Origin of the sequence: Rhizobium esperanzae, from assembly GCF_014197615.1 — a bacterium.
GTDB classification, from domain to species: domain Bacteria; phylum Pseudomonadota; class Alphaproteobacteria; order Rhizobiales; family Rhizobiaceae; genus Rhizobium; species Rhizobium esperanzae_A.
On record NZ_JACIFY010000017.1, the window covers coordinates 105,050 to 124,349 of the forward strand.

21 protein-coding genes are annotated in these 19,300 nt (G+C 60.6%); 10 read left to right on the top strand and 11 right to left on the bottom strand.

The window, feature by feature from the left end:
- Window positions 1–12: 12 nt before the first annotated feature.
- On the top strand, window positions 13–1,509 hold the full coding sequence (lysS, locus tag GGD57_RS21650; protein ID WP_184472321.1) for a lysine--tRNA ligase: 1,497 nt from the start codon (window positions 13–15) through the stop codon (window positions 1,507–1,509).
- A 66-nt stretch (window positions 1,510–1,575) separates the two neighbouring features.
- Here lysS and GGD57_RS21655 read toward each other — a convergent pair whose 3' ends face one another.
- Window positions 1,576–2,337, bottom strand: coding sequence for a hypothetical protein (locus GGD57_RS21655; protein ID WP_184472322.1), 762 nt, complete (start codon window positions 2,335–2,337; stop codon window positions 1,576–1,578).
- 179 nt (window positions 2,338–2,516) lie between these two features.
- Between GGD57_RS21655 and GGD57_RS21660 the strand changes: the two genes are divergently transcribed.
- The 7 genes from GGD57_RS21660 (at window position 2,517) to GGD57_RS21690 (ending at window position 9,552) form a co-directional block, all read left to right on the top strand.
- Window positions 2,517–3,425: a LysR family transcriptional regulator gene (locus GGD57_RS21660; RefSeq protein WP_085738439.1), complete on the top strand. Its 909-nt coding sequence runs from the start codon at window positions 2,517–2,519 to the stop codon at window positions 3,423–3,425.
- Window positions 3,426–3,545: 120 nt separating this feature from the next.
- Window positions 3,546–4,706, top strand: a complete 1,161-nt coding sequence (locus tag GGD57_RS21665) for an ABC transporter substrate-binding protein (RefSeq protein ID WP_184472379.1) — start codon at window positions 3,546–3,548, stop codon at window positions 4,704–4,706.
- Between the two features lie 214 nt (window positions 4,707–4,920).
- Window positions 4,921–5,907 (top strand): ABC transporter ATP-binding protein, encoded by a 987-nt coding sequence (locus tag GGD57_RS21670; RefSeq protein WP_184472323.1) that lies wholly within the window; start codon window positions 4,921–4,923, stop codon window positions 5,905–5,907.
- Window positions 5,904–6,866, top strand: coding sequence for an ABC transporter permease (locus GGD57_RS21675; protein ID WP_184472324.1), 963 nt, complete (start codon window positions 5,904–5,906; stop codon window positions 6,864–6,866). Before GGD57_RS21670 ends, GGD57_RS21675 begins: the two co-directional genes overlap by 4 nt.
- Entirely contained in the window at window positions 6,856–7,668 is an 813-nt protein-coding gene (locus tag GGD57_RS21680; protein WP_184472325.1) for an ABC transporter permease, read from the top strand. Before GGD57_RS21675 ends, GGD57_RS21680 begins: the two co-directional genes overlap by 11 nt.
- 14 nt (window positions 7,669–7,682) lie before the next feature.
- Window positions 7,683–9,110 (top strand): gamma-aminobutyraldehyde dehydrogenase, encoded by a 1,428-nt coding sequence (locus GGD57_RS21685; RefSeq protein ID WP_184472326.1) that lies wholly within the window; start codon window positions 7,683–7,685, stop codon window positions 9,108–9,110.
- A 268-nt stretch (window positions 9,111–9,378) separates the two neighbouring features.
- The gene (locus GGD57_RS21690; protein ID WP_003582429.1) at window positions 9,379–9,552 is read left to right on the top strand and encodes a DUF1328 domain-containing protein; all 174 of its coding nucleotides are present in this window, start codon (window positions 9,379–9,381) and stop codon (window positions 9,550–9,552) included.
- A gap of 28 nt (window positions 9,553–9,580) precedes the next feature.
- On the opposite strand, the gene GGD57_RS21695 is transcribed toward GGD57_RS21690, so the two are convergent.
- The 8 genes from GGD57_RS21695 to GGD57_RS21730 form a co-directional block, all read right to left on the bottom strand.
- Window positions 9,581–10,237 (bottom strand): DUF3313 domain-containing protein, encoded by a 657-nt coding sequence (locus GGD57_RS21695; RefSeq protein WP_210303990.1) that lies wholly within the window; start codon window positions 10,235–10,237, stop codon window positions 9,581–9,583.
- Window positions 10,238–10,356: 119 nt separating this feature from the next.
- Window positions 10,357–11,730 (bottom strand): ATP-binding protein, encoded by a 1,374-nt coding sequence (locus GGD57_RS21700; protein WP_184472328.1) that lies wholly within the window; start codon window positions 11,728–11,730, stop codon window positions 10,357–10,359.
- Window positions 11,727–12,449 (bottom strand): response regulator, encoded by a 723-nt coding sequence (locus GGD57_RS21705; RefSeq protein WP_184472329.1) that lies wholly within the window; start codon window positions 12,447–12,449, stop codon window positions 11,727–11,729. The genes GGD57_RS21700 and GGD57_RS21705 overlap by 4 nt, the downstream gene beginning before the upstream one ends.
- A gap of 156 nt (window positions 12,450–12,605) precedes the next feature.
- Window positions 12,606–12,884, bottom strand: coding sequence for a hypothetical protein (locus GGD57_RS21710; RefSeq protein WP_184472330.1), 279 nt, complete (start codon window positions 12,882–12,884; stop codon window positions 12,606–12,608).
- Window positions 12,885–13,041: 157 nt separating this feature from the next.
- Window positions 13,042–13,527: a hypothetical protein gene (locus GGD57_RS21715; RefSeq protein WP_184472331.1), complete on the bottom strand. Its 486-nt coding sequence runs from the start codon at window positions 13,525–13,527 to the stop codon at window positions 13,042–13,044.
- Window positions 13,528–13,657: 130 nt separating this feature from the next.
- Window positions 13,658–14,107 (bottom strand): DoxX family protein, encoded by a 450-nt coding sequence (locus GGD57_RS21720; RefSeq protein WP_246713713.1) that lies wholly within the window; start codon window positions 14,105–14,107, stop codon window positions 13,658–13,660.
- A gap of 59 nt (window positions 14,108–14,166) precedes the next feature.
- Window positions 14,167–14,631, bottom strand: coding sequence for a tetratricopeptide repeat protein (locus GGD57_RS21725; protein WP_184472333.1), 465 nt, complete (start codon window positions 14,629–14,631; stop codon window positions 14,167–14,169).
- A 20-nt stretch (window positions 14,632–14,651) separates the two neighbouring features.
- Complete coding sequence (locus GGD57_RS21730) at window positions 14,652–15,626, bottom strand: MBL fold metallo-hydrolase (protein WP_184472334.1); 975 nt, start codon at window positions 15,624–15,626, stop codon at window positions 14,652–14,654.
- A 300-nt stretch (window positions 15,627–15,926) separates the two neighbouring features.
- On the opposite strand from GGD57_RS21730, the gene GGD57_RS21735 reads away from it, so the two are divergent.
- A complete protein-coding gene (locus tag GGD57_RS21735; protein WP_184472335.1) occupies window positions 15,927–16,670 on the top strand; it encodes a sigma-70 family RNA polymerase sigma factor in 744 nt (247 codons plus the stop codon).
- Window positions 16,667–17,464 carry an anti-sigma factor family protein gene (locus GGD57_RS21740; protein WP_184472336.1) on the top strand — a complete coding sequence of 266 codons (798 nt, stop codon included), beginning with the start codon at window positions 16,667–16,669 and terminating at the stop codon, window positions 17,462–17,464. Before GGD57_RS21735 ends, GGD57_RS21740 begins: the two co-directional genes overlap by 4 nt.
- Here the strand turns inward: GGD57_RS21740 and GGD57_RS21745 are convergent.
- Together GGD57_RS21745 and tal are read right to left on the bottom strand one after the other, a co-directional pair.
- Window positions 17,461–18,129: a DUF1345 domain-containing protein gene (locus GGD57_RS21745; RefSeq protein WP_184472337.1), complete on the bottom strand. Its 669-nt coding sequence runs from the start codon at window positions 18,127–18,129 to the stop codon at window positions 17,461–17,463. The two genes, GGD57_RS21740 and GGD57_RS21745, sit on opposite strands and share 4 nt — an antisense overlap.
- A 93-nt stretch (window positions 18,130–18,222) precedes the next feature.
- Window positions 18,223–19,188 (bottom strand): transaldolase, encoded by a 966-nt coding sequence (tal, locus tag GGD57_RS21750; RefSeq protein ID WP_184472338.1) that lies wholly within the window; start codon window positions 19,186–19,188, stop codon window positions 18,223–18,225.
- Window positions 19,189–19,300: the final 112 nt, after the last annotated feature.

Sequence of the window (19,300 nt, forward strand, 5' to 3'; positions counted from 1 at the left end):
AGGATTTCGACAGTGGCTGACAACAAGACCGAAAACACCCTCTCCTCCGACGCGACCGAGGTGCGCGCCCAGAAGCTGAAGCTGCTGCGCGAACAGATCGGCGAGGTCTATCCGGCGCATTTCCACCGGACGCTGACCAATGCCGAGCTTGGCGCCAAGTATGAATCTCTGGAACCCGACGTCGAGACGCAGGATGTCGTCACCGTCGCCGGCCGCGTCTATTCCTCGCGCAACTCCGGCATGTTCATGGACATCCGCGACGCTTCCGGCAAGATCCAGATCTTCAGCCACAAGGACACGACGCCGGAAGAGGCCCGCGGCCTGCTGCCGATGATCGATATCGGCGATATTATCGGCGTCACCGGCATCGTGCGCCGCACCAAGCGCGGCGAACTGACGATCAACGCCCAGAAGATCGAAATGCTGACCAAGTCGCTGCTGCCGATGCCTGAGAAGTGGCACGGCCTCTCCGACATCGAGCTGCGCTATCGCAAGCGCCATCTCGACATCATGACCAACGAGGATTCGAAGCTTCGTTTCCAGCAGCGCTCGAAGATCGTCTCCGGCATCCGCCGCTTCATGGAGAATGACGGCTTCATGGAAGTCGAAACGCCGATGCTGCAATCGATCTATGGCGGCGCCACCGCCGAGCCGTTCAAGACGCATCACAACACGCTGAAGCTCGACATGTATCTGCGCATCGCGCCGGAACTGTTCCTGAAGCGCACGCTGGTCTCGGGCCTGACCGACAAGGTCTTCGAGATCAACCGGAACTTCCGCAACGAAGGCGTCTCCACCCGGCACAATCCCGAATTCACCATGATGGAATGTTACTGGGCCTATGCCGATTACGAGGACATGATGGACCTCGTCGAGCGGCTGTTCGAGGGCCTGGCGCTGTCCATTCACGGCACGACGGAATTCGATTTCGGCGACAAGCAGTTGTCCTTCAAGGGACCGTTCAAGCGCGTGCCGATGCCCGCCGCCGTCAAGGAGGCGACCGGCATCGATTTCCTCGCGATCAAGACCGATGAGGAGGCCCGCGCCGCCGCCAAGGCTGCCGGCTTCGCGGTCGAGAAAGATTGGACCTGGGGCGAGTGTCTTGCCTTCATCTTCGAGGAAAAGGTCGAATCCACCCTGATCCAGCCGTCGCACGTCACGCATTTCCCGAAGGATATTTCCCCCTTCGCCAAGGAAGTGCCGGGCGAGCCGCGCCTGGTCGAGCGCTTCGAGACCTATTGCAACGCCTGGGAACTCGGCAACGCCTTCTCCGAGCTCAACGATCCGGAAGAGCAGCGCCGCCGCATGGTCGAGCAGCTCGAACAGGCGCATGCCCGCGGCGAAAAGGAAAAGCAGCTGGACGAGGAATTCCTCGATGCGATCGACCAGGGCATGCCGCCGGCGGGCGGCCTCGGCATCGGGGTCGATCGCCTGATCATGCTTCTGACCAATGCGCCGTCGATCCGCGACGTCATTCTCTTCCCGGCCCGCCGCAACAAGGCCGACTGACGGAAGAAACATGAGAAAAACGAAGCGGAGTGCCGGCCGGCGCTCCGCTTTTTTCATGCCGGTGCTTCAGTGGGTTTTGCCGCCTTCCGCCGGCGGCTCTTCGGCCGGAGCCTCCGCCACCACATCGGCACCCGCGCCTTCTTTGGCTGGCGCAGCTTCTTTAGCAGGCGCGGCCTCGCCTTCGGCCGCCGGCGCTGCGCCATGTGCGCCGGCGGCCTTCGTTTCCTTGCCCTTTTCGCCGTTCTTCGTCGAACCCACAGCGACCGGGTCGACGCAATCCTCAGGATCCTTGAAGGCGTTGCTGATCATGGCGATCTCATCGAGAGGCAACTCTATCCGCTCGCCGAAGAACAGCCCGTTCTCGCTGGCCTTGCCGTCATAGTAGCGCGCCGTATAGGTCTTGTCGTCGAGGCCAGGAACGGCCTTGTCGGGATGCGGGATATAGACGACGTCGGCGCCGATCGCCCGGCCGCGAATGTCGGAGCGCAGGGTCGGGCCGTTCTCGTCGAGCACCACCACCTGCACCAGATCCGGCTTCTGCGCGGCATAAACGGCCTGGGCGACACGAAGCGCAGTCTTGACGCGTGTCATCCCGTCGGTCGGTTCGGTTTTGATGTATTTGCGCACCCAGACGTGATCCTGCTTCCGGATCGTCACCAGGTTGACGTCGCTGCATTCGAGCCCGTAGCCGCCACCGGCAGCGCTCATCAGTCTGTCCTTGCCGACAAAGACGGCCGCACCGCCGGAAACGCCCGCCAGAAGAGCGACTCCACCGATGATCATTGCCAATTTCCGGGAAGGCCGGAACATACGCAGTAAGGCCTTCACGCCAACTGCTCCGCCATCTGAAACTCCAACGCAGGACAAGTGCTGAGAACGTTAAGGAAATCACGTTTCCGAATGTTTAAGTAAGCGTGCGATGCCTGCGCCCTTTTGAGAAAACACCAAAAAAGGTCCGCTTTTTTCAGCCGCTTGCCAGGGCCTGTTCCGGCATGCTCTAAACGCGGATGGCCTTCACGCTTCGCCAGATCCAGTACTTCGTCGCTGTCGCCGAACAAGGGTCGGTGACGCGCGCCGCACAGAACCTCTCGATCTCGCAATCCTCGGTGACGGAGGCGCTGAAAGAGCTCGAAACCGACCTCGGCGTCGCGCTGTTCGAGCGCCATCCGCGCGGCCTGACGATCACTCATAACGGCCACCAGTTCCTGCGTCACGCGACGAAGATCCTCGCCTCCGTCTCCGACGCGCGCACCAGCTTCTCCGGCCAGCAGAGCGCCCTTTCAGGCACCCTGAACATCGGCGTCACCTCGCTCGTCGCCGGCTACGTACTCTCCGATCTCCTGGCGCGATATCGCCGCGCCTGTCCGGGCATCGAAGTCAGCGCCATCGAGGACAATGGCGGTTATCTCGAACATCTCCTGGTCGGCGGCGAACTCGATGTCGCCGTCATGGTGATATCGAACCTGCGCGACCGCATGGCTCTGCAGGCCGAAATCCTCGAAACCTCGCCCTACCGGCTTTGGCTGCCGATGGGCCATCCGCTGGTATCGGCCGACATCATCTCGGTCGCCGATATCGCCCGTGAACCGCTGATCATGCTGACGGTCGACGAAATCGAGGAGAATACCGGCAAGCTGCTCTCCGCACTCGGCGCCCGCCCGCATGTTGCCTTCCGCACCCGCTCGGTGGAAGCGGTGCGCAGCCTGGTGGCAACCGGCGCCGGCGTGGCGCTGCTGCCCGATCTCGTCTATCGCCCCTGGTCGCTCGAAGGCGACCGCATCGAGAGCCGCGACGTCTCCGGATCGCTGCCGGTCGTCCAGGTCGGCATGGTCTGGCGCAAGGGCTCCAGCCTGCCGCAGGCGGCCCGCGATTTTGTCGGCATCGCCGAAAGTCTGCGGTCCGGCCGCATCCGCTGATATCGGAATTTCCGATATCGCCCTTCTGATAAATGAATTTGCGAAAGCGGCATTTTCGCGTCACCTTGTTGAGCGGGAACAAACCGCCACGGAAAGTGGCACCAGACCGGGAGACGGATGATGATCAATCGCTTGAAATCCTGCACGGCAGCGCTCGCCTGCCTGAGCTTCGCGACGCAGGTGATCGCCGCCGAACCGTTGAAGACATTGGGCAAAGGCGAAGGCGCCGTCAGCATCGTTGCCTGGGCGGGCTATATCGAACGCGGCGAAACCGACAAGAACTACGACTGGGTCACCGATTTCGAAAAGGAGACCGGCTGCAAGGTTTCCGTCAAGACCGCCGCCACCTCGGATGAAATGGTGTCGCTAATGAACGAGGGCGGCTTCGATCTCGTCACAGCATCGGGCGACGCATCGCTCCGCCTCATCGCCGGCAAGCGCGTCCAGCCGATCAACACCGATCTGATCCCGAGCTTCAAGACCGTCGACGAGCGCCTGCAGAACGGCCCGTGGTATACGGTCGGCGGCGTGCATTACGGCGTGCCCTACCTCTGGGGGCCGAATGTGCTGATGTACAATACCGACGCCTTCAAGGACAAGGCGCCGACAAGCTGGAACGTCGTCTTCGAGGAGCAGACCCTGCCTGACGGCAAGTCGAACAAGGGCCGCGTCCAGGCCTATGACGGCGCGATCTATATCGCCGACGCGGCCATGTATCTGATGGCCCACAAGCCGGATCTCGGCATCAAGGACCCCTACGAACTGAACGAGGATCAGTACAAGGCCGCCCTCGACCTGCTGCGCGGCCAGCGCAAGCTGGTCTCGCGCTACTGGCACGACGCGATGATCCAGATCGACGACTTCAAGAACGAAGGCGTCGTCGCCTCCGGCTCCTGGCCCTTCCAGGTCAACCTGCTGCAGGCCGACAAGCAGAAGATCGCCTCCACCTTCCCGGATGAAGGCGTCACCGGCTGGGCCGACACCACCATGCTGCATGCCGACAGCGAACATCCGAACTGCGCCTATATGTGGATGGAACATTCGCTGAAGGCCAAAGTCCAGGGCGACGCAGCCGCCTGGTTCGGCGCCGTGCCCTCCGTTCCTGCCGCCTGCAAGGGCAACGAACTGATGGGCGAAACAGGCTGCGCCACCAACGGCTTCGATCACTTCGACAAGATCAAGTTCTGGAAGACCCCGGTCGCCAAATGCGCCACGCAAAGCGAATGCGTGCCCTATCACCGCTGGGTGTCGGATTATATCGGCGTGATCGGCGGAAGGTGAGCCGATCCGCTCCTATGCGTAAAATCCCCTCCCCAACCCCTCCCCACAAGGGGAGGGGCTAAGAGTGGCACCGCCGAAGCCTGCCGAAACACCAAGGTATTTGCGAAAGGGTACGGCAGGTTAAGCCCCTCCCCCTTGTGGGGAGGGGTTTGGGGCGGGGTCTTTATTGGCCAGGACCAAGCCCTCTCTAAACATGCAAGACCCGGAGCCCCCCATGACGTCAGCCGTCCGTTTCCAGCAGGTATCACGCCATTTCGGCCAGGTTCGCGCCGTCGACGGCGTCGATCTCGAAATCGCGCCGGGCGAATTCTTTGCGATGCTCGGTCCGTCCGGTTCCGGCAAGACGACGTGCCTGCGATTGATCGCCGGCTTCGAGCAGCCGACATCAGGCCATATCCAGATCTTCGGCGAGACGGCCGACGGCGTTCCGCCCTATCGTCGCAACGTCAACACCGTGTTCCAGGACTACGCGCTCTTCCCGCATCTCAACATCCTCGACAATGTCGCCTACGGGCTGATGGTCAAGGGCGTCGGCAAGGCGGAACGGATGAAGGCTGCGGGCGACGCCCTCGAACTCGTCAAGCTGCCGGGTTACGGCGCCCGCCGCCCCGGCCAACTGTCGGGCGGCCAGCGCCAGCGCGTGGCGCTTGCCCGCGCCCTCGTCAACAAGCCGAAGGTGCTGCTGCTCGATGAGCCGCTCGGCGCGCTCGACCTGAAGCTGCGCGAGCAGATGCAGGAAGAATTGAAGAGCCTGCAGCGCGCGCTCGGCATCACCTTCGTCTTCGTGACGCACGACCAGGGCGAGGCGCTGTCCATGGCCGATCGCGTCGCCGTCTTCAACAATGGCAACATCGTCCAGCAAGGCACGCCGCAGGATATCTACCGCCGCCCGAAGACCCGTTTCGTCGCCGACTTCGTCGGCTCCTCCAACGTCATCGCTCCCGATCTGATGGCCACGCTCGGCGGCGACAAACGCTGGGCAAGCCTGCGCCCCGAAGCGATCCGGCTGGCCAGCGACGGTATCGAGGCGACGGTCGAAAATGCAAGCTTCCTCGGCGCGGCCACCCGCCTCAGCGTCGATCTCAGGGGCAGCCGGCTGCATGTCACGCTGCCGGCGGGCGCACCTGTGCCTGATGTCGGCGCCGGCATCCGGCTTGCCTGGCAGCCGGCCGATATCCACTACATGGACGATGCGGCATGACGACGCTTACCATGGCAGACGGCAAGACATCGATCCTTCCGGGGCGTAGCGGGTTATTCGGCCGGATGTCGGATGCCTTCTGGCGCCACCCGAAACTCCTGCTCCTCCTGATGCTGACGCCGCCGCTGCTCTGGCTCGGAATCATCTATATCGGCTCGCTGATCGCCCTACTTCTACAGAGCTTCTTCTCGATCGACGATTTTTCCGGGCTGGTGAATTACGAATTTACGCTGTCGACCTACGCCCAGCTTTTGAGCCCGACGAATTTCGACATCATCATCCGCACCGTCGTCATGGCGGCGCTGGTCACTGTCGCTTCGGCGCTGATCGCCTTCCCGATCGCCTATTATGCGGCCCGTTATGCCCAAGGCAAATGGAAGGTACTCTTCTATCTCGGCGTCATGCTGCCGCTCTGGTCAAGTTATCTCGTGAAGATCTACGCCTGGAAGCTGATCCTCGCCAAGGAGGGGATCCTGACCTGGATCTTCGAGAAACTCCATCTCTCCTGGTTGCTCGACGGCATCCTGAACCTGCCTGTCGTCGGCGGCAATTCGCTGTCGGTGAGCTACCTCGGCACCTTCATCGTTTTCGTCTATGTCTGGCTTCCCTATATGATCCTGCCGACGCAGGCGGCCCTCGAGCGCGTGCCCGGCAACCTGATCGAGGCTTCGGCCGATCTCGGCGCGACGCCGCGCCAGACCTTCCGCACCGTGCTGCTGCCCTTGGCGCTTCCCGGCATCGTCGCCGGCTCGATCTTCACCTTCTCGCTGACCTTGGGCGATTACATCATCCCGCAGATCATCGGCTCGTCCAGGCTGTTCATCGGCCAGGCCGTCTATGCCCAGCAGGGAACGGCCGGCAACGTGCCGCTTGCCGCCGCATTCTCGGTCGTGCCGATCGTCATCATGGCGCTCTATCTGTCGCTAGCCAAAAGACTGGGGGCCTTCGATGCGCTCTGACCTCAAGACATCGCCGCTGCCGCTGAAGATCGCCGCGGGCGGCGGCCTGCTCTTCCTGCACCTGCCGATCCTGCTGATCTTCGTCTATGCCTTCACCACCGAGGAAAAGAGCTATCAATGGCCGCCGCCCGGCCTGACGCTGCAATGGTTCGCCATTGCCTGGAACCGGCCGGATGTCTGGTCGGCACTCGGCCTCTCCGTGCAGGTCGCCGTCATCGCCACCGCGATCGCGCTTATCCTCGGCACGCTCTGCGCGGCCGCCGTCAGCCAGACGAAATTCTTCGGCCGCGAAGCGATTTCATTGCTGGTCATCCTGCCGATCGCGCTTCCCGGCATCATCACCGGCATTGCGCTACGCTCGGCCTTCAGTCTCTTCGACATCCCCTTTTCGGTCTGGACCATCGTTCTCGGCCACGCCACCTTCTGCGTGGTCGTCGTCTACAACAATGCGGTCGCCCGCTTCCGCCGCACCTCCGGCTCGCTGATCGAGGCCTCGATGGACCTCGGCGCCGACGGCTTCCAGACCTTCCGTCATATCATCCTGCCGAATATCGGCACCGCCCTTCTCGCCGGCGGCATGCTCGCCTTCGCGCTGTCCTTCGACGAGGTCATCGTCACCACCTTCACCGGCGGCCAGCAATCGACCTTGCCGATCTGGATGCTCGAAGAACTCATCCGCCCGCGCCAGCGCCCGGTCACCAATGTGGTCGCCATGGTCGTCGTGCTCGTCACCTTCCTGCCGATCCTGGCAGCCTATTACCTCACCCGCGACGGCGACCAGATCGCCGGCGCCGGCAAATAACAGGGAGAACATTCATGGATATCCAGATGCTGATCGGGTCTCGTTTCGAAAAAGGCACGGAGACGGAAGAGCATATCCTGAACCCGAAGACCGGCGCGACGGTGATCGACCTTCCAGAGGCCTCGCTTTCTCAGGTCGACGCCGCCGTCGATGCCGCCGAAAAAGCCTTCAAGAGCTGGTCGCAGACGACGCCGGGCGAACGTTCCGGCTATCTGCTGAAGATCGCCGACGCGATCGAAAAGGATGCCGCCGGTTTCGCCGCGCTGGAAGCGCTGAACTGCGGCAAGCCGATCAATGCGGTGCTGAACGACGAAATCCCGGCGATCGTCGATTGTTATCGCTTCTTCGCGGGCGCCGTGCGCAACCTGCACGCACCGGCCGCCGGCGAATATCTGCCCGGCCACACCTCAATGATCCGCCGCGATCCGATCGGCATTGTCGGCTCGATCGCGCCGTGGAATTATCCGCTGATGATGATGGCCTGGAAGTTGGCGCCGGCGATCGCCGGCGGCAATACCGTCGTCTTCAAGCCTTCCGAGCAGACGCCGCTGACAGCGCTGAAAATGGCGAAACTGCTCTCCGACATCCTTCCCGAAGGGGTCGTCAACGTCATCCTCGGCCGCGGCGAAAGCGTCGGCAACGCGCTGATCAATCATGCCAAGATCGGTATGGTCTCGATCACAGGCGATGTTGCGACCGGCAAAAAGGTGCTGCAGGCCGCTGCCAAGACGGTCAAACGCACCCATCTGGAACTCGGCGGCAAGGCCCCGGTCATCGTCTTCGACGATGCCGATATCGACGCCGTCGTGTCAGGCATCCGCACCTTCGGCTATTACAATGCCGGCCAGGACTGCACCGCCGCCTGCCGCATCTATGCCGATGCCAAGGTCTACGACAATTTCGTCGCCGATCTCTCTTCAGCCGTCGCAAGCATCCGCTTCAACCAGGCCGACGACACCGCAAACGAGATCGGCCCGCTGATCTCCAGACGCCAGCGCGACCGCGTCGAAAGCTTCGTCGCCCGCGCTTCCGAACACAAGCACATGGAGATCACCACCGGCGGCAAGGTCTCCGGCGACAAGGGCTTCTTCTTCACGCCGACCGTCATAGCAGGCGCGCTGCAGGACGACGAGATCGTCCGCCGCGAGGTCTTCGGCCCGGTCGTCTCGGTCACTCGCTTTTCCGATACCGATGACGCCATTGCCTGGGCAAACGACAGCGATTACGGCCTGGCCTCCTCGGTCTGGACCAAGGATATCGGCCGCGGCATGAAGACCGCCGCCCAGCTGCAATATGGCTGCACCTGGATCAACACGCATTTCATGCTGGCCAACGAGATGCCGCATGGCGGCCTCAAACAGTCGGGCTACGGCAAGGACATGTCGGCCTACGCGCTGGAGGATTACACCGCCGTGCGCCACGTGATGATCAATCACGGTTGAGCGGCGAACAGCCCTCATCTGGAAGGCTCAGGCTGTGTGGCGGCCGGCATTTGCCCGCCACCACTCCGGAATCATGCACCGACCCGCTTGAGGCGAGAAGCGGCCAGGCGACAAAATTCGACGCACCACACCAGTACCGAGGGGATCAAGCCGAAGATTGGCAAGTTGATGTTCGCTTTGGCGGCACCGGCAACGCAATCTCCATCGCAAGCCATCTGGAACAATTTCCCGGCTGCCGCGTATTCCAGCAAACGCAAAGGATGTTGCCATGCTGAAATGGGCTCTGATATTTTTCGTCATTTCGATCATCGCCGGCTTCTTCGGTTTTTCCGGGGTCTCCGCGGCCACCGCGACCATCGCCCGCGTTCTCTTCGGCATCGCGCTGGTGATCTTCCTGATCTTCCTCGTCCTTGCATTGTTGGCCGGGCAGGCGATCTTGTGAGCGGAAACGCAGGCTCTTTGATCTTCGCCTATTTCAACTCGGCCAGCAGGGCGTCGGCGCCTTTGCGGACGCCCACCATGGAGGCGCCCATCGCCGTGAAGCTTGCGCCGATATTCATCGCATTGGGATATTGCTTGGCGACGTATGACGACAGGAGACGGTTGCTCGCGGCATCGTAGATCTCCACGGCATAATTTACCGAACCGGTCATCGAGCCTTCGCGGCCGCGTACGGCCTGGACGGTGTTGTACAATCCGCCTGCGACATCGACGCGTGTGGCCGTCCCGAGGACCGCCGTCGTCGCCTTTGCGCCGGTCAGCGTCAGATGCAATCTGAGGGTGGCCGGAGCCGCCGTGCCGACGATGGCAAAGCGCGTCTTCAATTTTTCCGTGAACTGGTCCTGCATGTAGTTGGCCAGCAGGACCTTGTCCTTTTCGGGGAGTTTGCCGAACTGACTGTCGGGGCCGTTATAAACGGTAACGGGATCGACGATGATCCTGGAGTATCGGCTCCAGTCGACATTCGTCTGATAGCGATAGGGCACACGGCCGGTTTTATCAGCCGTATTCGGCTGAAGCTGCGATGCCGAAGCAAGTCCGGCATAAGCCGTGGGGTCAGGGGTCGTGCAGGCGGCAACACTCAAGCAGGCGAGAAGCGCTGCACCGACGTTCAAATTCTTGATCAAGGATTGGGCTCCAGCTTTGGTAATGCCGAACGGCATGGGATCTGCTGGGACCGGTTTTATGGAATTCGAATATTGCTGTGTTTGTTATCATATGCGGAAATGTTCGCGCCGTCAGGCCGTCAATGCGATGACGGAACCGTCGGCGGTCCGTCGGCCTGCGCCGCCTGAACGGCGGGAAGGTCGATCATGACGACCAAACCGCTCGGCTTCCCGTCCAACAATGTCAATTGTCCGTTGTGTGCTTTGGTGATGATCCCTTTGGCGATCGGAAGACCAAGCCCAAGCCCGGAACCGCCTTCGGCGCCGAACTGTCGGGATTTATCCGCCTTGAAGAATGGCTCCAAAACCTTCGCCTTGAGTTCATCCGTCAAGCCGGGACCATTGTCGCTGACCCTTATTTCGATCCCACCGTCATCGTGACGCTCCAAGCCGATTTCGACTTGCGTAGCGTAGCGGGACGCATTCTCCACCAAATTCGTAATCGCGCGGCTCAATGCCTGAGGTTTGCAGATAAAGGCCAGCCGTCGCGGCCCGGTGAACCGCACATCGATGCCGGTGTCGGAAAAATCGGTCGCGATCGTCTGCAGCAGGCTTGAGATATCGACCTTCCGATCGACCGCCCTCACCGATGGGTCCTTGAAATAGGCCAGACAGTCGTCGATCATGAAATTCAAGGTGGCGATATCGGCCAGCATCAGGCTGCGAAGTTCCGGCTCTGCGGAACGCTCCGCCCGCATCCGCAACCGCGTCAAGGGGGTTCTCAGATCATGGCCCACGCCACTCAGCATTCTTGTGCGATCCTCCGACATGCTCTGGATCCGATCGCTCATGACATTGAGTGATTCCGCCAGGCTGCGGATCTCGGCTGCGCCGTCAGCTTCGAAAGGCTTTTCCAAACTGCCTTCCGCGCTCGCTTGCTTTGCAGCGGCAGCAAAACGCCTCAGAGGTTTGGTGATCAGCCAGCTGCTGAAATAGGCAAGCAGCACCAAAGGAACGACGATCTTCAAAAATCCGCTTGCCGCTGCCGGAGCAAACCACAAATAGCCGGGAAAAATCGGCAGTTGAAAGATGAGGGCACGCATATCGTCAATTCCGACAGTCAGAAGGTCGGGGTGCGATTGCCCCATGACGAAGCGATGAAATGCCGTGAAAGCATTGTCGGCGAGCATCGCGTCGATGCGCACCACGAGGTCGCCGGGAGATACCAGTTGTTCTCCTGCGTGAAGCCGATCCGGGGACGCTCTTTCGACCACAATGCCGAGCGCCGCAGCTCTCTTCAGGACGACGTCTTCATCCTGCATGGAACCTGCCTGCGCAAATTGCTCCGCAATCATCGCCGCTCTCGCGGCAAACAGGCCATTTTGAAACCCGCGATCATGGCGGCCGTAGATGAATGGCTCCATGGCCGTCGCCACGGCGGAAACGAGGACGACAAGGAGGGTCGCCAGAATGAGGATCTGGTTTTGGATCGAAGCTCGCCGAAAATTTCTCACGAGAGGCGCTCTACCTTGGATGCGAAAAGATAGCCCCCCAGCCGCACCGTCTTGATGAATGTCGGGTCTTTCAGATTTGGCTCTATCTTTTGCCTGACCCGGCTGATGTGGGCGTCGATGCTGCGCTCCACCGGCCCCGCCGATCCGGCATGTGTCATCGACAGGAGTTGTTCGCGCGTCAAGACCTTGTTCGGATTGCAGCAGAATGCCAGGAGGAGATCGAACTCCGCGGTGGTCATCGAAACCTGGGCTCCGTCCGCATCGAGGAGTTGACGGCTTTTGGGATCGATGCGCCATCCCGAGAAGGTCATGGGCCCAAGCGCCTCCTCGTGATGATGAGCATATGATGCTCTCCGGAGAATGGTTTTGATCCGAGCGAGCAACTCGCGGGAGTTGAATGGTTTTGTGACATAGTCGTCGGCTCCGAGCTCCAGTCCCAGAATGCGATCGATATCCTCGTGGAGCGCCGTCAACATCAGGATCGGCACCGAACCCGAGGCACGCAGCCGCCTGCAGATGCTGAAACCGTCCTCACCCGGCAACATCGCATCGAGAACGATGAGATCGAATTGCTGCCGCGCCATCATCCGATCCATCGCCGCGCCGGTCTCCACCGATGAGGCCGCGAAGCCGCCGGTTCGAACAAGGTCGACCAGCATGTCGGCGATTGCGGGATCGTCTTCGACGATGAGAATATGAGCCTGATTGGGAACTGCCATTTCATACGCCATCGTCGTTCACTCGTGCCGGAAGATATCTCTTCGGCGCGCAACTATCACATTTCACCGCGCCGACACGGCTCCGCCTTCAGGATATCAACGATCGTGCAATGCTACATTTCATAATGTTGCGATATATTGCGGGCAACCGTCCGGTCAAAACTGGCTTTCGGGATCGCCGCTGATTTTCATATCATGACCTCCGATCGCGCTATCGATGATGACCGTGGTGATGAAACACATCCGAATGACCAGCAGGCAAAAGAACATCAAAGAGACGGCCGCCATCGTATAATGTTTCAAAGCCGAGCGGTTGGGGAGCCATGCGGTGAGCGTATGGAGAGCGTTTCTGATCAGCCGGCCGATCGCCACGAACAGAAACAATGCGGTGATGATATACCCGCTTGCCGCGGCCGCCCCGAGCAGCTGGAACATGAAAAGACACCCGCACCACGTAAAAATTTCCGGCTTCGGAACAATGCTTTCAAGCCGACGCAATCGAGAAAGACGCGAGGCGTGCGGGCGAAGAGACCAAGCCGGATCATCCGGGCCCGGCGAAGACCGGTCCGCCGGCGATGGGGATGCCGCCACGCTAATCGGCCCTTTCCGCACTGGGCGCGGCACGGCGGCTGAGAAGAAGCGATGTGGCAGCGCGCCAGCGGGATGCCTTCGCCGCGCCTGCCATTGCTGCCTCACCGACCGCCGGGGTCGTCTGCACCGCAGAAATCCTGTTCGTCCTTGCTTCGGTCAGCACACCGACCCTTCTCAGAAACGCGTCGCTGTCGAATTCCTTCGAAGAGGAAACGGACTTTGCAGTCGATTGGACGGAATGGAAAAACACCTCGATATTGACGACCGGTATGGTCTTGATCTTTCGGATCATATCGATATCCGATCGCATCGTTACCGCCACGAAATATCGATCCGACCGCAGCGCGTCGAAGAGCTCCGGCACCGAGGATACGGCCGTTGCGACATGTCCGTTCTCAGTCAATTGCGCGACGATGTCGCCGGCGGCGCCTTTTGCGAGAAAGACGAGAATCGGTTTTTGTTGTTTGCTTTGCACATAAGACGTCATGGCTGCACTCCTGACCTGTCGCCGGAAGTCTAGCGCGCATCGACGCTTCGGTTTGTTCGGTTTTATTCGATTTTATTGCGCCGGCGCGTTCACCGGCGCTCGCCCTCGAAGGCGATAAAACTCGCCCGCATCACGACAACACCGCCCTCAGCCAGGGATGCATTCGCTCTGCCCGCTTTCTCAGCAGCCTATCGATCGATATCGATCCTGCACCGCAAGCCGCCAGGACGAACATGCCGCCGGCAATCGCCAGATCCTTCTCGAAATGCAGAAGCTCGTTCTGGCTGTCGAAATTCGTGTGAAAGAGGAAGGCGGTCGCCAGGCAGAAGAAGGCCAGCGCCAATGCGCCAAGCCGGCCGAGAAAACCCGCCGCAACGGAAAGACCGGCGCCGAGCTGAAGTGCTATGACAGCAAATGCAACCGGCGCGGAAAGCCCCAGTTTTGCGAAAGTGTCGACGGTCGCGCTGATATCTGATGCGAGCACCGAACCTTCATGCAGGAAGATCAGCGACAGCAGCAGCCTGCCCGGGAGAAGAATGAAATCGGCCAGTCGAGACCGGCTTGAGGCGCTATCCATCATACCCTCCGATTTGCAGAGAACAGGCGGCTTGGCCGCCCGTTCACGCGTTCATGGACTCGTCAGTTGCCACCTTTGGCAGCGATGGCCTTCTGCAGATCTTCGAGTTCTTCGCAGCCGCTTGGGCAAAGTTGCTTCAGCGATGAGACCTGCTCCTCCGCCTTCGCCATCTCGCCCGTTTCGACATAGAGCTCGCCGAGATATTCACGCGCAGCCTTGTGATCGGGTTGAAGCTCAAGCGCTTTGGTGTAGTAGGTCAGCGACGTTCTGTAGTCGCCGGTCTTGCGCAGCGTATACCCCATGAGATTATAGACATCTGCCTGTTGGTTGTCTTCGGCAAGACCGCGAAGCTCCGCCAGGGCGCCGGCATAATCCTTGGCATCGATCTTCGCGCGCACCGACGTCAAATCGGGAGCGTCCGTCGATTCCATATTGTCGACGGCAAAAGCAGGAAGCGCCGTCACCGCGGAGAAACCGGCGGATATGGCGCAGAGCCAGATGAATCCGAGAATGAGATATTTCTTCATGATGATCTCCATTCGGCCTTTCAGGCCTGGACTGTCGGCGTAAAGCCGTAGACGCTTCCGTCCTTGACGAAGGTGCCCGAGCCGGGGAAGGGGAAATGCGAGCCGCAGATGGCGATATTGTCGGCAATGATGCGGTCGATGAGACGGCGGCGCGTGTCGATGGCCGCCGGCCCATCCTGATCATAACTGCCCTGCCAGTCGGGGTGCGGCGCAAGCAGCGCCGGCACGTACATGATATCGGCCGAGACAAGCAGTTGCTTGCTGCCGGAGGCCACAAGATAGGTCGAATGACCCGGTGTATGGCCTGGCGCTGCAAGAAGCCGAACGCCTGGCGCAACCTCGGCACCATCGTCCACCAGTTTCCAGTTCTTCCATTTCGGGAAGACGTCGGCGATGCGCTTGCCGGCCGGCTTACGGCCTTCAGCAAGCTTCTCGACCCGGCCGGGCTCCGTCCACCAGTTATATTCGATGGCATTGACGATGAGTTCGGCGTTCGGAAAGACGGGATCGTTCGTTCCCTTTTCCATCAATCCCCAGACGTGATCCGGGTGGAAATGCGAGAGCATGATCGTGTCGATCCTCTTATAATCGATGCCGGCGGCTGCCATATTCGCCGGCAGATGTGTGGCATTTGCCTGCCATTGACCGACGCCGGAGCCGGCATCCATCATGATCAGCCGGTTGCCGAGTTTCAGAACGACCACCGTCAGCGGGATCGGCATGAATTCGGTCGTAAGCCCTGCCTTGGAAAGCGCTTCCTTGGTATCCTCGATCGAGGCATTCTTGATGAAGGTCGGGTCATGCGGTTTTTTCCAGATTCCATCGTAGACCGCCGTGACTTCGACATCGCCGACCTGATATTTGTAGAAGCCGACGGTCGGCTCCAGCGTTGTTGCGGCGAGCGCCGGCCCGACGAATTCGAGCTTCGACGACAGCCCGAATGCAGCTGCCGCGGCAGCCGATCCAAGGACGGCGCGACGTGACATGGTAAACATGGATATGCCTCCTCTTGTCGATGAGATTTCAGCTGGCGAGGACCGCAATTGTTCGGATGCCCTCGCTGACGAACTAGATCGCCAGCCGGACGCGCTTATTCCCGATCTCGAGCGTCATTTATTCAAGCGCTTGAAAAGACATCCTCATTTCTATCGTTCGCGGCCGGCTATCCGGCCGCGTGCAAATAAATTGGCTTCGGTTGGAATAAAACTGCGTGCCGGTCGGTCTAGACGGCAAGGGACCGCACTCCATGCCTGCGGATCTCGCTGTTAAATTCGGCGACTATTGAGGCAGGGAGGATGATGACAAACGCTCAGATCACCTATCCCATCGGATCAAACGCGTGGTTGCCGCTGGCGTGGCGACATTGGAAGGACCGTCTTCGACCTTCGCCGCTCGCCGTACTTCTCGACAGCGCAGCGCGGTTGTTCCACCCCATGGTCTCGGCAAAGTCGAGCGGCGAGCGGGTTGCTTCGGCCGCCGATGCGACCGCGCAGCATGAACTCATGCAGCGCTTTCAGAACATGATCGTTCCGCACCTTGACGCTGCCTATAATTTTGCCCGGTTCCTCAGCCGCGACGCGGATGCGGCACAAGATATCGTCCAGGATGCATTCCTGCGTGCTTTCCGCAACTTCGATAGCTATCGCGGTGGCGATCCGCGCGCCTGGCTCTTTGCCATCGTGAGGAACTGCTGCCACGCCTGGCGCCAGCAGGATCGCCGCAAGGCGCGGTTCGAACGGCATCTGAGTGATGGCGATGACGACGAAACAGGTGAGAACGAGATCGCCTCGGAGGAGGATTCGCCAGAGGCGGCGACGATCCGGCGAAGCGAACAGCAGCGCGTGCGCGCTGTTATCAGCCGGCTCCCCGAGGCAATGCGGGAAATCCTCGTCTTGCGGGAGCTTGAGGATCTCTCCTACCGGCAGATCGCCGAAATCATCGACGCGCCGATTGGTACCGTCATGTCGAGGCTTGCAAGGGCGCGGCGTGATTTTGGTGAAGCCTGGCACGCATGCGACAAAGGCGAGACTGCAGGATGAGCGACGCACACCAAAAAGGCTGCCCGGAATGGCGTGTCATGCTGCATGGCTTTGTCGATGGCGAACTCGATTCGGTCCACGCGGCACAATTCGAGGATCATCTTGCTACCTGTACGGATTGCAGGGCGGAGATGGAAAGGGTTCAGGCCGTGAGAGAGATCATCGATCAAGATGGCGTCAAATGGCGACCGTCCGAAGCGCTGCGTTCCCATGTCCTGTCAATGCTGTCGTTTGAACAGACGACGACATCCGGCCGGCCGTTGCCACGCCAGGTGCCCGGCTGGCGCCGCGCCCTGGTTTTCATCCGGCAATGGAGCTTGGTTCCTTCACTCGCGGCGCTTGCGGCCGGCGCCTTCCTGTTCGTCAACGTGCCGTCTCAGACCGCGCTTCTGCAGGAACAGATCCTTTCAAGCCATATCAGGTCCATGATGGCCGACCATCTGACCGACGTGCTGACCTCGGATCAGCATACGGTAAAACCGTGGTTCAACGGCAAGGTCGATTTTTCGCCGCCGGTCAGCGACCTCTCCAAGGACGGCTTTCCGCTGATCGGCGGACGTGTCGACTATCTCGGCGGTCGCGCCGTTGCGGCCCTCGTCTACCGGCGCCACGGCCATGTCATCAACCTGTTCGTTTGGCCCGCAGGATCGGCCGCCGAGACGACAGCCGTGCATGACGGCTACAATATTGAGCAATGGTCGGATGGCGGGCTTGTTTTCTCGGCGATTTCGGATGTCGCCCGCGGCGACCTGGCCGAGTTCGAGGTGCTTTTCAGGAAGGCGGCAAGGGGTTAAAGCAGGCTTGCCCCGACATTGATCGCCAGCGCCAGGATCGTCGTGTTGAACAGGAACGACAGCACGGCATGCAGCAGCGTCAGCTTGCGCATGCTGGTCGAACTGACCGCGACATCGGCCGTCTGGGCGGCGACGCCGATGGTGAAGGAGAAATAGAGGAAGTCCCAGTAGCCCGGCTCCTCGATCCCGTCCGGAAATTTGAGACCGCCCTCCTCGTCTGCCCCGCCATAGAAATAATGGGCATAATGGATGGTGAAAAGCGTATGCAGGAAGATCCAGGAGATCAGGATCGTCAGTACCGCCGCACCCGCCCGCGCCAGCGCGACATCAGGTGCGGCTTCCTTGATCGAATGAAGCTCGATGCCGATGCCGGCAATGCTGGCAATTGCAGCGCCGATCGAAAGAGCCAGCAAGACGGTGTCGGAAAAATCGAGATCCGCGGAGCGTTTCCGGATGCCTTCAACGGTCGCCCGCAGCATCTTGCGCCAGCTGAGCACGACAAACATGCCGGCGCTGACATTCCAGCCGAACAGGATGTTGCCGGCGCTGACCTCCCGCGAGGTCGCGGCCAGGAAGACCACCAGCCCGGCAACAACGGCGATGATGAAGCTCGCATGCTTATAGGCAAATGCCGCAAGCGAATTTGCCCGTTCTTCACCTGCCATATCGGTCTCCGACAGCATATGCCCTTGATAACAGCACGAAAAAGGCGCGCCTGCCAGCCGGCAGCCGCGCCTCCTATTGTTTGCAGCGCCGTGTCAGGCGGCGGCGAGCTGCAATTCCTTCTGCACCATGGTGCGCAGCGTCGTCAGGTCCTTGGCGAAGGCGCGAATGCCTTCGGCGAGTTTTTCCGTCGCCATCGCGTCTTCGTTCATCATCCAGCGGAAGGTCTTCTCATCGACCGAGACCTTCGGATCCGGCTTGCTGCTGTTCGGCGAGAGCTTGCGCTCCAGCTTGCCTTCATCCTTGGCGAGCTCGTCGAGCAGGTTCGGGCTGATGGTCAGGCGGTCGCAGCCGGCAAGGGCTTCGATTTCGCCGGCGCTGCGGAAGGAGGCGCCCATGACGATCGTCTTGATGTCGTTTGCCTTGTAGTAATTGTAGATATCACGGACGGAGATGACGCCCGGATCTTCCTCGGCGGTGAAGTCCTTGCCTGTCGATTTCTTGTACCAGTCGAGGATACGGCCGACGAATGGCGAGATCAGGAACACTTTGGCGTCGGCGCAGGCGATTGCCTGGGCCTTGCTGAAGAGAAGCGTCAGGTTGCAGTCGATTCCTTCCTTCTGCAGCACTTCCGCAGCGCGGATGCCTTCCCAGGTGGAGGCAAGCTTGATGAGGATGCGGTCCTGATCGATACCGCGATCCTTGTAGGCGGCGATGATCGCGCGCGCCTTGGCAAGCGAAGCTTCGGTATCGAAGGAAAGATCGGCATCGACTTCGGTCGAAACACGGCCCGGGACGAGCTTCACAAGCGCAGCGCCGACGGAGATGGCGAGACGGTCGGCAACGGCCGAAGAAACGGCTTCGGGATTGCCGCCCTGCTTCTTGCCCCAGGCGACGGCTTCCTTGATGGCGTCGGCAAACATCGGTGTGCCCAATGCCTTCAGCACGATGCTCGGGTTGGTCGTGCAATCCACAGGCTTCAGGCGGGCGACGGCTTCGATGTCACCGGTATCGGCGACGACGGTGGTAATCTCGCGGAGTTGGTCAAGCTTGGATGTCATGGTCAATAATCCTTGTTGAACTTGGGCTGCGACCGGTGCGAGTTCCGCCCGGCGAAGGTGATCTACCGACAGGTAGTTTGCATGCTGCAGGCGAAAATCCGCGCATCCGTCA

Excerpts from the sequence above, each read along its gene's own strand:
- GGD57_RS21690 (WP_003582429.1), top strand. The coding sequence starts at position 9,379 with ATGCTGAAATGGGCTCTGATATTTTTCGTCATTTCGATCATCGCCGGC.
- GGD57_RS21705 (WP_184472329.1), bottom strand. The coding sequence starts at position 12,449 with ATGGCAGTTCCCAATCAGGCTCATATTCTCATCGTCGAAGACGATCCC.
- tal (WP_184472338.1), bottom strand. The coding sequence starts at position 19,188 with ATGACATCCAAGCTTGACCAACTCCGCGAGATTACCACCGTCGTCGCC.
- GGD57_RS21665 (WP_184472379.1), top strand. The coding sequence starts at position 3,546 with ATGATCAATCGCTTGAAATCCTGCACGGCAGCGCTCGCCTGCCTGAGC.
- GGD57_RS21715 (WP_184472331.1), bottom strand. The coding sequence starts at position 13,527 with ATGACGTCTTATGTGCAAAGCAAACAACAAAAACCGATTCTCGTCTTT.
- GGD57_RS21685 (WP_184472326.1), top strand. The coding sequence starts at position 7,683 with ATGGATATCCAGATGCTGATCGGGTCTCGTTTCGAAAAAGGCACGGAG.
- GGD57_RS21720 (WP_246713713.1), bottom strand. The coding sequence starts at position 14,107 with ATGATGGATAGCGCCTCAAGCCGGTCTCGACTGGCCGATTTCATTCTT.
- GGD57_RS21675 (WP_184472324.1), top strand. The coding sequence starts at position 5,904 with ATGACGACGCTTACCATGGCAGACGGCAAGACATCGATCCTTCCGGGG.
- GGD57_RS21725 (WP_184472333.1), bottom strand. The coding sequence starts at position 14,631 with ATGAAGAAATATCTCATTCTCGGATTCATCTGGCTCTGCGCCATATCC.
- GGD57_RS21740 (WP_184472336.1), top strand. The coding sequence starts at position 16,667 with ATGAGCGACGCACACCAAAAAGGCTGCCCGGAATGGCGTGTCATGCTG.
- GGD57_RS21730 (WP_184472334.1), bottom strand. The coding sequence starts at position 15,626 with ATGTTTACCATGTCACGTCGCGCCGTCCTTGGATCGGCTGCCGCGGCA.
- GGD57_RS21745 (WP_184472337.1), bottom strand. The coding sequence starts at position 18,129 with ATGGCAGGTGAAGAACGGGCAAATTCGCTTGCGGCATTTGCCTATAAG.
- GGD57_RS21735 (WP_184472335.1), top strand. The coding sequence starts at position 15,927 with ATGATGACAAACGCTCAGATCACCTATCCCATCGGATCAAACGCGTGG.
- GGD57_RS21660 (WP_085738439.1), top strand. The coding sequence starts at position 2,517 with ATGGCCTTCACGCTTCGCCAGATCCAGTACTTCGTCGCTGTCGCCGAA.
- GGD57_RS21670 (WP_184472323.1), top strand. The coding sequence starts at position 4,921 with ATGACGTCAGCCGTCCGTTTCCAGCAGGTATCACGCCATTTCGGCCAG.
- GGD57_RS21710 (WP_184472330.1), bottom strand. The coding sequence starts at position 12,884 with ATGTTCCAGCTGCTCGGGGCGGCCGCGGCAAGCGGGTATATCATCACC.
- GGD57_RS21680 (WP_184472325.1), top strand. The coding sequence starts at position 6,856 with ATGCGCTCTGACCTCAAGACATCGCCGCTGCCGCTGAAGATCGCCGCG.